Consider the following 12,975-nt stretch of genomic DNA (forward strand, 5'->3'; position numbering starts at 1 on the left):
CCCTGGCTGCGGGCCTTCCTGCTGTGCGCGGCGGACAGGAGTTGAACCCGTTACCTTCTGATCCGTAGAGAAGGGCGGATGCCTCATCAACGGCCTCTTGCCCTGCTCAGATGGCCGATGCGAGGCGGTGTAGACCGACCCTGTAAGGCAGTGTTGCTGTATCGGCTGCTGTACAGCACTTCCTCCACAGGGATCAGCAATCCATCAAACGGGTCGACTCCAACGTGGCCTTCATCGGGATGACCGCCGATCTCGACTGATTGTCGGTACGGCCTGCCACTATGTCTCGCATGATGACATCCGCCCCCTTGGCCCCGTTCCAGTGGCTCAACGTGTCGGAGGGCTCGGGCGGCGGCGCACTCGGTGTGATCTTCAGTGTGGCCTTCTACCGCGGGCTTGACCCGGCGGAGGTGGTGTGCCGCTTCAGCCGCGGTGAGAGCTCCGGCCAGGAGTCGGACTTCCGCGGGCTCGAGGACAAGGCCGACGAGTTCGTCATGGAGACGGACGGCGGGCTTGGCGGCGGCTACGTGGGCGTCTTCAAGGCCGGCGAGTGGTGCGTGGCCATTGAGCCCCACGGTTGGATGGTTACGTGCCACGAGGTGGTGACCGAGCTGTCGCAGGGTTGTGAGGTTGTGGCGGTCACCCGGCACGACTACGCCGACCACAGCTTTGCGTACGCGATCGACGGCACGTTTGTCACCGGTTACCAGCTGCGACACCCGTCCGAGCGTTACGGCTCCGACCCCGACCGGCTCAACGGCTTCATGCGGGAGTTGGGCATGCGGCTCGACATGCCGGAGGACGAGGCCGCCTGGGACGCCGCTTGGGAGGACAACTACGGCACTGCCGTGCCAAGGGGCTTCGCCCTGGCGGCGAAGGTGACCGGGGTGCCGTTCAGGCCGGACCTGCTCGACCGCCCGATGCTTGTGGGGCCCATCGTGAGAAGATGATCGTTTTGCGCCGTCCAGCAGTACTCGCTGCTCGCAGGCGAGGCAGCGGGACCGGACGACTAGAAGAACTCCGTCTTGAACCTGCTCGCCGGGCGGTGAGAACTCTCCTCTGAAACTGGCACCCCCGACTCCTGCTTCCAAACGGGGGCCGGCCCATGTCGAGTGGTCTTCTTCCTCGTCAAGCGACAGATTGCGACGCCCGTGTGCGTCAGCGCTGCCAAACCAGGCTGCTGTAACAGCGATCGTGGGCTGCGGCTCAATACAGAGCAGCCAAGGACGGGACGTCTAGATAACGGTGTATCTCGATCTTGAGTGATTTATCGGGTGGTCGAGGTCAAGCGGCCTTCGAAGGTGATGGCGAAGGCGTTCAGAGCGGCCTTCCAGCGGGTGATCCAGCGTTTGCGACCCTTGCCGGTCGGGTCCAGGCTCATGATGGCCATGTAGACGCACTTGAGTGCGGCTTGCTCGTTGGGGAAGTGGCCGCGGGCTTTGACCGCCCGCCGGATGCGGGCGTTGACCGACTCGATGGCGTTGGTCGAGCAGATCACCCGGCGGATCTCGGTGTCGAAGTTGAGGAAGGGGACGAACTTCGGCCCACGCGTCCTCCCACAGCTTCACGATCGCCGGATACTTACCGCCCCAGACCTCGGCGAACTCCAGGAAACGCTCCAGCGCGGCCGCTTCAGTCGGGGCGGTGTAGACGGGCTTGAGCGCCTTGGCGATGGCATCCCAGTGCTGGCGTGCGGCATACCGGAACGAGGCGCGCAGCAAATGAACGACGCACGTCTGCACGACGGCCTGCGGCCAGACCTGTTCGATGGCCTGCGGCAGGCCCTTGAGGCCGTCGCAGACCACCATCAGCGCATCGCCGACGCCGCGGTTCTTGATCTCGGTCAGCACATGCAGCCAGAACTTGGCCCCTTCGCCGCCGTCGCCGGCCCACAATCCGAGGATGTCGCGCTCACCGTCCACGGTGACGGCCATGGCCACGTAGATCGGCCGGTTGGTGACCTGGCCGTCGCGCAGCTTCACGTGGATGGCGTCGATGAAGATCACCAGGTAGACGGGGTCGAGCGGCCGGCTCTGCCATTCGGCCATCCCGTCCAGCACCTTGTCAGTGATGGTGGAGATGGTCTGCTTGGACACCTCAGCGCCGTAGACCTCGGCCAGGTGGGCGGAGATCTCCCCGGTGGTCAAGCCCTTGGCGGCCAGCGAGATGACCATCTCATCGACCTCTTCAGCGCGCTGCATGAGCATGGCGACCGCCCCCTGTCCTCCGCTGACACCGCGGCCCAGGACGCGTTCGGCATGCACCCGGCGAGCGCCGTTGACGCCGCGCGTGTCGAGGTGCACCTGGCGGATGAGGTCGGTCAGCCAGTCATGCCGGACGGCGTGGGCTGAGGGGGGACGGTGCGCCAGGCGTAGTAGCCCGACTCCGAGACCTGCAGCACCTGGCAGCAGGCCAGCACCAGCAGTCCTTCGCTTACCGTCACCGCGACGGCCTAACTTGAGGAGCTGGCGGGCCATGACCATGCGCTGGATCTGGCTGGTGCCCTCGCAGATCTGGGTGATCTCCGACGCCTGATCCGCCCACCTGGGCCGACTCCCCGATCAGGCTCCTGACCTGGCCCCATACCCGTGGGCGGCTCGCATCACTTTCCACTACTTCTCGGATTCTGACGGAACAGCGACGGAACAGCCCTTGCCAGGGCACAGGTTCGCGTCCTGGCACTCAAGCGCTGTCAGTGTCCTCAACGGGGACAGATGCACCTAATTTGTCGTTCCCCAGCTTTATAGTGAAGCCCGGTCGATTATTGGGGTGGCTACTAGCCCAAGTGCTGATCGGAGTGTCCGTGAGATGCTAGACCCAGCGACGATGGCGATCATTACCGGCGCAGCAGGAAACCTGGTTGCCTACATGCTCAATGGCCAGGTAGACGCCGTGCGTTCCCGAATCAAGCGCATCTTCCGAGGAGGGACCGAAGAGGAGCAAGCAACTTCCCTGCGCGCCGCAGAGGACGACTCGCTCGCTCTTGCCCGACAAGCAGCTTCAGAGGCCGATGTAAGAGCTCGATGGGGCGTGCACCTCGCCGCGTATCTGGCCGAGCACCCCGAGATTCTGGCCGACCTCGAAGCCATCGCACAGTCCGTGCCCACTGCGATGGAGGGGATGAACGTCGGCGAGCAGCACAATCACGGTTCAGGCACCTTTATTGGCCGGGACAACTACGGTGGCATAACAACGCCCAGGGAATCCTGACGATGGTCGCACCGCCAGAGGGAAATCCATTTCCCGTCGAACAACATAACCACGGCTCTGGAACCTTCATCGGCCGCAACAACTACGGCACTATCAACGCCATCGACCCGGCAACGCAAGCAATACTTGAAAAGCTATCTCAACAGGCGCCAGCTCTTGCACGGCTCCTACGTAAAGCTCTGCGGGATGGCGTGGTATCGCCCGATGTTGTCAGCGCTCTCGAATACGCCGCCCGGAACATCAATGAGGATGTGGCACATGCCCTCTTGATCGCCGGGAAAAATATAAACGAGGATGTTGCATACTCCCTCCGCATCGCAGGCGACAATATAAATGAGGATGTCGCCAGGACGCTTCTGAATGCTGGCAATAAAATTAGTGGAGCACGTGAAGTGGCCACCCGAATGGAGCGGACACTAGACGAACTTGCAAGACTCGCCGAGACCCTCAGTAGCTGGACTCGATCGCACGGTCAAAATGGCTTAATAGAGCAACTGAACAAGACGGTTGATACCATAAGAATCCACGCCGACCGAGTTGAAGGGGTCGTTACGCCACCACCGGCACAGATAGTCGTCAACTGGAAGCCAACCTTCTATGCCTTCGCAATCGGATTTCTGGCCGGCATGGCTCTGCTTGCCTATTTGATACAGCGCTAGCCGTGTTTAAATAGAGCTGAACGTTTCAGCGCATGGGGGCCAGCCCGGTGCGCCCAGAGATAGGTGATCGCACTCGCGTAGTTTGTGAATTACCAGGGCAAATACTCACCGCGTCTTCGACTCATGGCGTGATGGCGCCACGGAAACCGTATTGCGCCATGGGCCAGGAAGTAGTCATATACGCGCCGGATATCACGAGGTGCGACCGTCCGCCTATCAGGCGGAACAACCACCCTGCTCTAGTGATCAAGACCATGGTCAGGCGCGTGTGGACGGTGGCGCGGATGCGTCGACGTGTGGGGACGTTGCTGTCAGCGCTGCTGTCACCTCTCCCATGGCCATCGGGAGGCGACGAAGAAGGGCCGCTGCAGCAATCGCCACGGCGCTCGACTACGGGAACCGCGGCCGGCGATCGTCAGGGGCCTCACCAGTGACTGGTCGACAGACCGGTCATCCGTCGCCGATAACCTCTTATGAACCTGGGCCAGGTGCTGGACTGAAACGTCCGTTGCCAGGCATCAGAGTGCGCCGGCGGCTGAATCATGGGGAGCTTGTGGCATGGACTCGGCAACGCTGCACACGGCGGCACGACGGTACCTGATGGAGCGGTACGACGAGCTGACCGACAAGTACGCCGCACTGCCCAACGAAGGACGGTCCACATTCGGGTACAACTACCGTCCCGAAGCCTGGCGCATCTTCCCCCGCTACAACGTGATCGCAGCGATCCTGGAACACGTGGAGCGGCTCGATCCAGACCGGCTGCCCGAGTTCTCCGACCTAGTCAACGCCCTATCCGAGGCTGCCGACACGGCCCAGTCGCCGTTCACACAACCGGCATCGAACAAGACCGAGGCAAAGGCGATGGCTGAGGAACGCCGGCTGTTTCAGTCGACCTTGCAAGCCTGGGTAGCGCGGGCCGACTTTCCGGTGGAACCGCTGCCCTACCGGCGCGTTTTGATGCCCGCCGAGTCGTTCGAACGACAGAAACAGTTGGAGCAGCGGTGGGGGCTGGTGGGCAGGTCGTGGTACCCCATGCTCGCCGAGCCAACTCCACCCGACGTCCTCGTGCTGACGGAGGCATCGATGTGGGACGAGCAGGGACTCGCCCAGGTGCGCGCCGCAGTACGCGACATGAGCGGCGGCCGCGTGACAGAACTGCGCGAGTACGGCGCAGACTACCTCGTAGATATAGAGATGTTCGAACCCCAGTACACCGGCGCTGAGGGCGTGTGGAGCGATGACACGCTTACCTGGATCGCGTTCGCCTCCCATGAGGGAACGGTCGCCTTCGGCGGACAACTCGCCACCGCCCTCAGAGCAAAGTGGACCGAGCTCGACCGGTGGCGCTGGTCAGCCTAATTGAGTCATCGCACGATGGCCGAGGCCTCGATTGTGGTGCGCTTCTGGGTACGAGCCGTGCATGGCAGCCCAAACTGCAACCTCCGAAACACGCTCCTGAGAGCCGACGGTTTTTACAGCGGGCAGGTGATTGAGACCTCGGGGCACGTCTGAACTGGTGCTACAGCCTCAGCGCTCTCACTGGCGCAAGGGATCATCCCGCGCATATCCCGGCTCTGTACCGCCCCGGATTGCAACTAGAACTGCAACTAGGGCACGATTCGGACACGCCCGCCACGGTGTCCGGTGAGCCGTGCTGAGGAACGAAGCACGGATCGTCGATCGCCCCCAGCCACAGCAGGACATCAGCCACCATCAGGCGATCGTGAGGGCTGTACCGTGGACGAGGTCCCACAGCGTTGGGACTCTATCGATCTTCGCGAGTATGCAGTCAGGTACACCGACAGGCGATCGTGCAGTTGCCTGTCAATCGCGAGGAACCTGACGGTTCCAGCGCTCGGCTTCGTCGACCCGACCCGACTCCTGGTACAGGACTCCCAGGCCGTAGACGGCTTGAACGTCGCCTGCGTCAGCCCGCTGGGCGAAGCCAACGCTCGCCCTCGTCCACGTGACCCACTGCCGCCAGCAAGGAGCCGCGGTTGCTCATGGCTCGGACATCCCCGGCGCCAGCAGCTTCGCGAAGTGCCTGCTCGTTCTCCATAGTCCAACCCTGCCTGCTCCAGACGCCCTTGCGCCCATGGTTTCGTGGGATTGCGGTTTCTCCATCCGCGTACTCCTGCCTGACCAGTGCCAAGGGTCACGCCATCCGCGCCCTCGACGCCATCCACGCCGCCCTTGCCGGACGGCCCTGACTACCCGCGCACGTCACCGCCTGACGAGTTACACCCCTGAATGGACACGTAGCCAAGTATGGGACAGCATGTCATCATTGCCTTATGCGCGAACTGGTGTATCTGTCGACTCGAAAGCAAGCCCAGTTTACTCGCGATAAGCCAACCCGCTCTCTATGGGATAGATTGAGCGCCGAAGGGGAAATAGGCATTCCCCTTTTCGGAAAACTAAAGCTTTCCTCGCGGGGAGGGAATAGTGACGGCGGCAACATGGAGCCCCCCTCTCCTTCGCTTGAGAAAGTGATCTCCGTGATCGATAACGAAGGAAGAGCGTCAACATGGGAAGAGGCTGCCTCCATAACGGAGGGCGACTGGTTTTACTTCGAAACTGGTATGCAGTGGGCGATACACAGCCGATGGCGGACAGTAATATTTATGAGCAAGGCGACGAGCATGAGCTCGGGCGAGCTTCTTCTTCTCGTCTTGCATGGCTCTCCAGGGCATTTATTACACCCCCCAGAAAAGCCCCGGAAGGGCCTGGGAAAGTTATTTTCGGATCTTAAATTCGGCTGCTTCATCTCCGGAATATTATCGAGCAAGGATGGCTGGCGTAGACTCTCGGGAAGCTATCACCCACTTAAGCCTATGAGCGATCCGGAGTTTCTGATTTGGCCAGTTGTCCGGGCGTCTGCAAAGAATCGGAATCGGCTACCCTGGCAGGCAGGTGGCTATGTGTCTGGCTATGCGAGATCAACGGCTGAGTGTATTGTCTTTCGCACCGCCGGCCGTTCTGTTCGAGTGCTCGTAGGAACACCTCTGTATGTTGAGTACGAGCGGGGATAGGCGGGGCCGTTCACGTCCGGCGGGAGAAGAACGGCAAGGTCCAGCCCTGCCACGCCCGCCGCAACGCCCAGACCTGCCCGCACGGACAGCACATGTCCTGCACCGACCGGCACCACGCCGACGACCTCCGTCTCGGCGAACCGCTGTGCCCCGACTGCTACGACTACGACGGCTCAGTCCTGTTCAACGCCATCAGCCCCGAGCTCTGGCGCCGCTTCACCCTCGCCCTACGCCGCCGCTTCGCCCGGCTCAACGGCCTGACCGTCAAAGCCCTACGCGAGCAGGTCACCATCGCCTTCGCCAAAGTCGCCGAATACCAGCGCCGAGGCGTCGTCCACTTCCACGCCGTCATCCGCCTCGACGGACCGAATGGCCCCAACTCGCCTCCGCCAGCCTGGGCCACTGCCGACGCCCTGGCCGACGCCGTCCAACACGCGGCAGCCGCCGTGACCGCCGAGATCAAGCCACTGAGCCGGACCTTCCGATGGGGCATCCAGCTCGACGTCCGCCGCATCACCATGAACGGCGACCTCACCGAACAAGCCGTCGCCGCCTACATCGCCAAGTACGCCACCAAGGCCGCCGAGTGCGTCGGCACCCTGGACCGCCGCATCCAACCCCTCGACAACCTCGACGCCCTACCCGTTCGCGACCACGCCCGCCGGCTGATCGCCGCCTGCATGCGCCTCGGCGAGGACGCCGACTTGGCCGACCTGCGGCTCACCCACTGGGCCCACATGCTTGGCTTCCGGGGCCACTTCTCCACCAAGAGCCGCAGCTACTCCACCACCCTCGGCGAACTCTGGGCAGCGAGAGAGCGCTTCGTTCACACCGAAGAGGTCACGCACGGACGCCTGCCCCTGTTCGACGAGGACACCATCCTCGTCGTCACCCACTGGCAGTACGCCGGACAGGGCCAATCGGCCGGCGACGCACTCCTCGCCGCAGCCATCACCGGCACCTCTTCGGGAGGCCATCCATGACCCGACTCCTTCTCACCGTCCCCGAAGCCGCCGAAGCCCTGGCCATCTCCCGGAGCAAGCTCTACCAACTGCTCGCAACCGGCGCCGTCGCTTCCATCCGCATAGACGGCTCTCGCCGCATCCCCATCACGGCCCTTAACGAGTACATCACCCGCCTGACCAGGAAGGAGGTCGCCGTATGACCAAGACCTTCATCGGCACGCCGGACGAGCAGCCGCGCAAGAAGAAAGCACCCAAGCTTCGTGACGGCGTCATGAAGCGCGGCACCACCTGGTCGTACGTGATCAGGGTCCGCGATCCTGAGACAGGCGAGAGCAAGCCGCGATGGGTGGGCGGCTTCACCGGTGAGGACGATGCCAAGGCGGCTCGGGACGAAGCACGGGTCAAGGCCCGCCGTGGCGAGTACGTCGACCGCAACACGATCACCGTCTGCGAGTACCTCGTTGAGTGGATCGAGGCGCATGCCGTCGAGATCAAGCCCAAGACCTCGCCGACTACCGGCACATCATCGAGCGATACATCAAGCCCAACATCGGCACGCTGCGGTTGCAGGCCGTTCGGGCTACCGCGATCACCAAGCTGTACCGGGATCTGAGGGCTGCCGGCGGTAAGAACGGGCGGCCGCTCTCCGCGCGCACGGTCGACTATGTCCACGCCGTGCTTCGGAAGGCATTCCGTGACGCTGTGAACGTCGATGAGATCCTGTCGTCCAGTCCGGTCGAGAAGGCTAAGCGCCCGCGACGAGAGATCAGCGAGCCCGGCACGGTCTGGACGAGGGACCAGCTCAAGACGTTCCTTCTCATTGCTCGCGATCACCGGCTCTGGCCCTTCTTCCACGTCGCGGCCTACACCGGTGCTCGGCGCGGTGAGCTGCTTCATCTGCGCTGGTCCGATGTCGACCTTGAGGGCAAGCAGATCACCATTCGCGGCTCGGCCTCGTTCATCGACGGCAAGCGCGTTGAGGGCACCACCAAAAGTGGTCGCAAGCGTGTTGTGAGCATCGACGCGCGGACGGTCCAGGTTTTCCGTGCACAGCGCTCCCAGCAAGCCGCGGACAAGCTCCAACTCGGCCCGGAGTGGCGAGGCGCCGGCGACCACGTGTTCACCACGGGATGGGGCGAGCCCGTTCATCCCGACACGCTCAGCTCGCTCTTCCCGATCCTGATCAAGCGATACAACCTGGCGAACCCTCGCACGCCGTTGCCACACGCGCGGCTTCACGATCTACGCCATATCCATGCCACGATCCTGCTCCTGGCAGGCGTCCCCGTCCATGTCGTCGCGGCTCGTTTCGGTCACGCTGACCCGTCGATCACTCTCAGGGTCTACGCCCATGTGATCCGCGCCGCCGAAGCGTCAGCAGCCGACATCTTCGCCGAGGCGATCGGTGAGTGAGAAGGATGCGTGTTAGCAGAGGTGTTAGCAAGATCCAGAGATTGTCCTGACAAACCAAAAGGCCCGCTCCCAGGAACCCCTGGTTGCGGGCCTTTCGCATGTGTGCGGCCGGAGGTACTCGAAACCCCAACCTTCTGATCCGTAGTCAGATGCTCTATCCATTGAGCTACGGCCGCTCGCTGCGTAAGCAAGCATAGCGGGTTCTGTGCAGTGCATCGAACCGAATACCGCGATCACTGGCGAGCCGGCTCCTCCTTCTTGGGCCAGAGGGTGTGGCTCACCGGCCAGATCAGGGCGATCAGGGGGACCTTGAGGAGGTTGAGCATGAAGTCCACCAGGGCTTTTGTGCGGGAGGGGTCGTTCACGAGCCAGATGAGGCCGAAGAGGATGAGGCACGAGATTCCGTACGCCAGGAGCAGTTTCAGCCAGAACGCCCACTCGTAGCGTGTCCGGGCGGGTCCGCCTGCTGGAGGCTTCCAGGGCGGGGGGCCGCCGGCGAAGCGGTGGTGGAAGCGGGCGTCGGCCCAGCGCATCGTCCGGTGGCCGAAGACGACCGAGTAGGCCAGGTAGGCCGCTGCCAGGCCGTGGCGCAGGTCCGCCGTGGCGCCGCCGCGCATGTCGATGACCGCCGCGGCCAGGAGGACCACGTCGAGGAGCGGGACGCAGAGCAGGAGGGCCGTGCTCAGCCGTCGGCGCTTCCAGAGGTAGCGGCAGGCCAGGCCGAGGCCCAGGAGGAGCCAGAAGCCGATTTCGCAGCCGATGAGGATGGCGACAATCACGTGTACCAGCTTGCTGTGATTCGCGGCCCGGCACATCGTCGGTGAAAACGAGCCTGTGGATACATCGAAAGGTGTATCCACAGGCTGACCCTCGGAGGACGGCGGCGGCGTCCGGGAGTGGTGAGATGAGGACATGACACGAGCGGCGGTGAGGGGCTGTGGCGCCGGAGCGCGGGCGGTGGCGGGTCGGGCGACACTGTCCGGGGCGCCGCTGGGGGCCGCCTTCGGTTGTTCAGGGTGTGGGCGGGGCCGGAGTAGGCCGGGTGGTCCGGGTGCGTAGGGTCGCTGACCGGCCGCCGGCCTCGACACGGTCGGTTTCACAGTGGTGGCGGTCGGTGCCGCTGCCGTGGCGGGCCGGGGTGCGGGCGGGTTCACGGTGGTTGAGGCGGTTCGAGGCGCGAGGGGCCTCCAGGGGCGGCAGTCAGGAGAAGGGCAGGGTGCCGCCTGGGGTGGCGGCCGGGGTGGCCTTCGTTCTGGGGGCGCTGCTGATTCTGGCTGGTGGATACCTGCGCCGTGGCGTGCCGGTGTGGGTGTTGCTGGTCCCGTTGGCGATCACCTGTTCGGCCGTGTTGCTGCGGCAGCGGGCCCCGTTGTGGTCGCTGGCTCTGGGAGTGGTGGCCGTCACGATCGACGGGCTGGTGGGGCCGTCGCTGGCGACCGTGCTGGTGTTCACCGACAATCTTTACGCCGCGGCGCTCTATGGGCCGGCGCGGCTCGCTCGGTGGTTGCTCGGGATCACGACGGTGCTGGCCGTGGTGGCCGGGGCCGTGGCGGCGTTCATCGCGGCGGACTGGCGGTTGCTGGCCGTCATGGGGATCCAGGCGGGGCTGGTGCTGGTCACGCCGGTCACCACGGCCTGGGTGCTGCGGGAGCAGCGCGACCGGGCGGCCGCGGAACGCGCGCGGGCCGAGCAGGTCGCGCATCTCGCCGAGCTCGACCGGCAGGCCGCGATCGCGGCTGAGCGTACGCGGATGGCTCGTGAGTTGCATGACATGATCGCGAACCATTTCAGCGCCATCGCCATCCAGTCGACGGCTGCTCTGTCCCGCAAGGACCTGGATCGGGAGACGGTCCGGAAGGTCATGGAGTCCGTACGGGAGAACAGCGTCAAGGGCATGGCCGAGATGCGGGACATGATCGGGCTGCTGCGGGAGGCCAACGGCGGGCGTGAGGGGGACGGGCCGGAGCTTGAGGCCACCCGGCCGCGGCTGGCCGACGCGGAGAACCTGGTCGAGCGTACGCGGCGGGCTGGGTTGGAGGTCGAGCTGCGGGTGGACGGGGAGGTGCGTGAGGTGCCGGCTTCGGTGGATCTGGCCGGTTATCGCATCCTTCAGGAAGGGCTGACGAACGCGCTCAAGCATGGTGAGGCGCCGGTCGTCGTCTCGCTGACGTACGAACCTCGGGAGGTTCTCCTGACGGTCGAGAACCGGGTCGGGCGGCGGGGGGCTCGGCTGCCGGGTTCGGGGGCGGGGCTGATCGGCATGCGCGAACGGGCTTCGCTGGTCGGAGGGTTCTTCGAGGCGGGGCGGTCGGGGGATGGGTGGCGTATCGCGGCGGCCTTTCCGACGTCGCTCACCCCGGAAACACAGCCGCTCGACGCCCGCCCGCCGGACGGTAGCGCGTCAGGTGGCCGTCCTGTGGGTGGGCGTGCCGTGGGTGATGGTGCTTTGGGTGGCCGTTCTGCGGAGGTGCGTGCTTCTGGGGAGCGGGCTTCGAGGGGGCGGGGTGCGGGTGTGCCGGTGCCGGGGGCTGGCGCTGTGGATGGGCGGGCGGTGCGGTGGCGGGCGGTCGGAGGGGCGGCGTTGGCGCCGGACGAGAGCGTTGGCGACGACGGTGAACACCTCACGGATGGTGAACGTCCCAGGGGCAGCGAGTGTCCCAGGAATGGTGATGGCGGAACGGACGTGGCATGAGCATCAGGGTGTTGGTGGCTGACGATCATGCGGCCGTACGGGCCGGGATTGTGATGATTCTGGACGGCGCGGACGACGTCGAGGTCGTGGGTGAGGCCGCCGATGGTGAGCAGGCGGTTCGGTTGGCTCATGATCTGCGCCCTGACGTCGTCCTCATGGACATCCGCATGCCTCGTCTCGACGGCATCTCCGCCACCAGGGAGCTGGCGGGGGTGAGTGACGTCCTGATCCTCACGACGTTCGACGTCGACGAGTACGTCTTCGGCGCTCTCCGGGCGGGGGCGGCCGGTTTCCTGCTCAAGAACACCGAAGCCGATGCCCTGGTGGAAGCGGTGAGGCTGGTGGCGGGCGGCGAGGGGATGATCGCGCCGGGCGTCACCAGACGGTTGATCGCCGCCTTCGCCGACCAGCCGCCCCGCCGTGAGCCGCCCGAGCCGGAGGCCCTGACCCCGCGCGAGCGTGAGGTGCTGGCCTGCATCGGTCGCGGCCTGTCCAACGCCGAGATCGCCAAGGAGCTCGACATGGCCGAGGCCACCACGAAGACGCACGTCAGCCGGCTGCTGAACAAACTGGGCCTGAAGAGCCGCGTGCAGGCGGCGATTTACTACTCAGAGTCGCTTTAGCCCCGTAGGGTGAACGCCGTGACCACGCCGCCGTCCCCTCCAGCCGGGGAGCCGCCCCCCGAGGGACCTCCGTTCGGGCAGCGTCCGCCCGGGCCGCCCGGCAGCCAGCCTCCACCTGGGGAGCCATCCCCCGAGAGGCCTCCGTTCGGGCAGCGTCCGCCCGGGCCGCCGGGTGGCCAGCCTCCACCTGGGCAGCCGCCCTCCGGGCAGCGTCCGTCCGGGCAAAGTCCGTCCGGGCAGCCTTCGTCCGGGCAGCGTCCACCTGGGCCTCCTCCTCCCGGGCAGCCTCCGTTCGGGCCGCCACCTGGGCCGCCGGGTGGGCCGTCGCAGCCGCGGCGGCAGCCTGGGCTGACCGTTGCGTTGGCGCTGGCCGGGAGT

The 12,975-nt window shown here is 65.0% G+C and carries 13 protein-coding genes, 1 tRNA gene and 1 pseudogene; 11 read left to right on the forward strand and 4 right to left on the reverse strand.

Annotated elements, in window-relative coordinates; genetic code table 11:
• Positions 1–290 precede the first annotated feature (290 nt).
• Complete coding sequence (locus ACIBQ6_RS16800; protein ID WP_397212789.1) at positions 291–950, forward strand: DUF6461 domain-containing protein; 660 nt, start codon at positions 291–293, stop codon at positions 948–950.
• Positions 951–1,267: 317 nt separating this feature from the next.
• On the opposite strand, the pseudogene ACIBQ6_RS16805 reads toward ACIBQ6_RS16800, so the two are convergent.
• Positions 1,268–2,198, reverse strand: a pseudogene (locus tag ACIBQ6_RS16805) (IS256 family transposase); the annotation flags it as partial.
• A gap of 122 nt (positions 2,199–2,320) precedes the next feature.
• Entirely contained in the window at positions 2,321–2,443 is a 123-nt protein-coding gene (locus ACIBQ6_RS16810; RefSeq protein ID WP_397212791.1) for a hypothetical protein, read from the reverse strand.
• A gap of 383 nt (positions 2,444–2,826) precedes the next feature.
• Between ACIBQ6_RS16810 and ACIBQ6_RS16815 the strand changes: the two genes are divergently transcribed.
• The 8 genes from ACIBQ6_RS16815 (at position 2,827) to ACIBQ6_RS16850 (ending at position 9,282) form a co-directional block, all read left to right on the forward strand.
• Positions 2,827–3,210, forward strand: coding sequence for a hypothetical protein (locus ACIBQ6_RS16815; RefSeq protein WP_397212793.1), 384 nt, complete (start codon positions 2,827–2,829; stop codon positions 3,208–3,210).
• 2 nt (positions 3,211–3,212) lie between these two features.
• Positions 3,213–3,869, forward strand: coding sequence for a hypothetical protein (locus ACIBQ6_RS16820; protein ID WP_397212795.1), 657 nt, complete (start codon positions 3,213–3,215; stop codon positions 3,867–3,869).
• Positions 3,870–4,427: 558 nt separating this feature from the next.
• Positions 4,428–5,231, forward strand: coding sequence for a hypothetical protein (locus tag ACIBQ6_RS16825; protein ID WP_397212797.1), 804 nt, complete (start codon positions 4,428–4,430; stop codon positions 5,229–5,231).
• A gap of 935 nt (positions 5,232–6,166) precedes the next feature.
• On the forward strand, positions 6,167–6,904 hold the full coding sequence (locus tag ACIBQ6_RS16830; protein ID WP_397212799.1) for an SAVMC3_10250 family protein: 738 nt from the start codon (positions 6,167–6,169) through the stop codon (positions 6,902–6,904).
• Positions 6,901–7,887, forward strand: a complete 987-nt coding sequence (locus tag ACIBQ6_RS16835; protein WP_397212851.1) for a replication initiator — start codon at positions 6,901–6,903, stop codon at positions 7,885–7,887. Before ACIBQ6_RS16830 ends, ACIBQ6_RS16835 begins: the two co-directional genes overlap by 4 nt.
• Positions 7,884–8,069 carry a helix-turn-helix domain-containing protein gene (locus ACIBQ6_RS16840; protein ID WP_397212801.1) on the forward strand — a complete coding sequence of 62 codons (186 nt, stop codon included), beginning with the start codon at positions 7,884–7,886 and terminating at the stop codon, positions 8,067–8,069. The genes ACIBQ6_RS16835 and ACIBQ6_RS16840 overlap by 4 nt, the downstream gene beginning before the upstream one ends.
• Entirely contained in the window at positions 8,066–8,482 is a 417-nt protein-coding gene (locus ACIBQ6_RS16845) for a hypothetical protein (protein ID WP_397212803.1), read from the forward strand. Before ACIBQ6_RS16840 ends, ACIBQ6_RS16845 begins: the two co-directional genes overlap by 4 nt.
• Positions 8,483–8,571: 89 nt before the next feature.
• Positions 8,572–9,282, forward strand: coding sequence for a site-specific integrase (locus tag ACIBQ6_RS16850; RefSeq protein ID WP_397212805.1), 711 nt, complete (start codon positions 8,572–8,574; stop codon positions 9,280–9,282).
• Positions 9,283–9,385: 103 nt separating this feature from the next.
• On the opposite strand, the gene ACIBQ6_RS16855 is transcribed toward ACIBQ6_RS16850, so the two are convergent.
• Together ACIBQ6_RS16855 and ACIBQ6_RS16860 are read right to left on the reverse strand one after the other, a co-directional pair.
• Positions 9,386–9,458: transfer RNA gene (locus ACIBQ6_RS16855), tRNA-Arg, on the reverse strand.
• A gap of 57 nt (positions 9,459–9,515) precedes the next feature.
• A complete protein-coding gene (locus ACIBQ6_RS16860; RefSeq protein WP_397212807.1) occupies positions 9,516–10,061 on the reverse strand; it encodes a hypothetical protein in 546 nt (181 codons plus the stop codon).
• A gap of 461 nt (positions 10,062–10,522) precedes the next feature.
• Between ACIBQ6_RS16860 and ACIBQ6_RS16865 the strand changes: the two genes are divergently transcribed.
• Positions 10,523–11,974, forward strand: coding sequence for a sensor histidine kinase (locus ACIBQ6_RS16865; protein WP_397212809.1), 1,452 nt, complete (start codon positions 10,523–10,525; stop codon positions 11,972–11,974).
• Entirely contained in the window at positions 11,971–12,597 is a 627-nt protein-coding gene (locus ACIBQ6_RS16870; RefSeq protein WP_397154882.1) for a response regulator, read from the forward strand. The genes ACIBQ6_RS16865 and ACIBQ6_RS16870 overlap by 4 nt, the downstream gene beginning before the upstream one ends.
• The last annotated feature ends 378 nt before the right edge of the window (positions 12,598–12,975 follow it).

This window comes from Nonomuraea sp. NPDC049655 (assembly GCF_044465465.1).
Classification (GTDB): domain Bacteria; phylum Actinomycetota; class Actinomycetes; order Streptosporangiales; family Streptosporangiaceae; genus Nonomuraea.

Excerpts from the sequence above, each read along its gene's own strand:
- ACIBQ6_RS16800 (WP_397212789.1), top strand. The coding sequence starts at position 291 with ATGATGACATCCGCCCCCTTGGCCCCGTTCCAGTGGCTCAACGTGTCG.
- ACIBQ6_RS16815 (WP_397212793.1), top strand. The coding sequence starts at position 2,827 with ATGGCGATCATTACCGGCGCAGCAGGAAACCTGGTTGCCTACATGCTC.
- ACIBQ6_RS16820 (WP_397212795.1), top strand. The coding sequence starts at position 3,213 with ATGGTCGCACCGCCAGAGGGAAATCCATTTCCCGTCGAACAACATAAC.
- ACIBQ6_RS16825 (WP_397212797.1), top strand. The coding sequence starts at position 4,428 with ATGGACTCGGCAACGCTGCACACGGCGGCACGACGGTACCTGATGGAG.
- ACIBQ6_RS16830 (WP_397212799.1), top strand. The coding sequence starts at position 6,167 with ATGCGCGAACTGGTGTATCTGTCGACTCGAAAGCAAGCCCAGTTTACT.
- ACIBQ6_RS16840 (WP_397212801.1), top strand. The coding sequence starts at position 7,884 with ATGACCCGACTCCTTCTCACCGTCCCCGAAGCCGCCGAAGCCCTGGCC.
- ACIBQ6_RS16845 (WP_397212803.1), top strand. The coding sequence starts at position 8,066 with ATGACCAAGACCTTCATCGGCACGCCGGACGAGCAGCCGCGCAAGAAG.
- ACIBQ6_RS16870 (WP_397154882.1), top strand. The coding sequence starts at position 11,971 with ATGAGCATCAGGGTGTTGGTGGCTGACGATCATGCGGCCGTACGGGCC.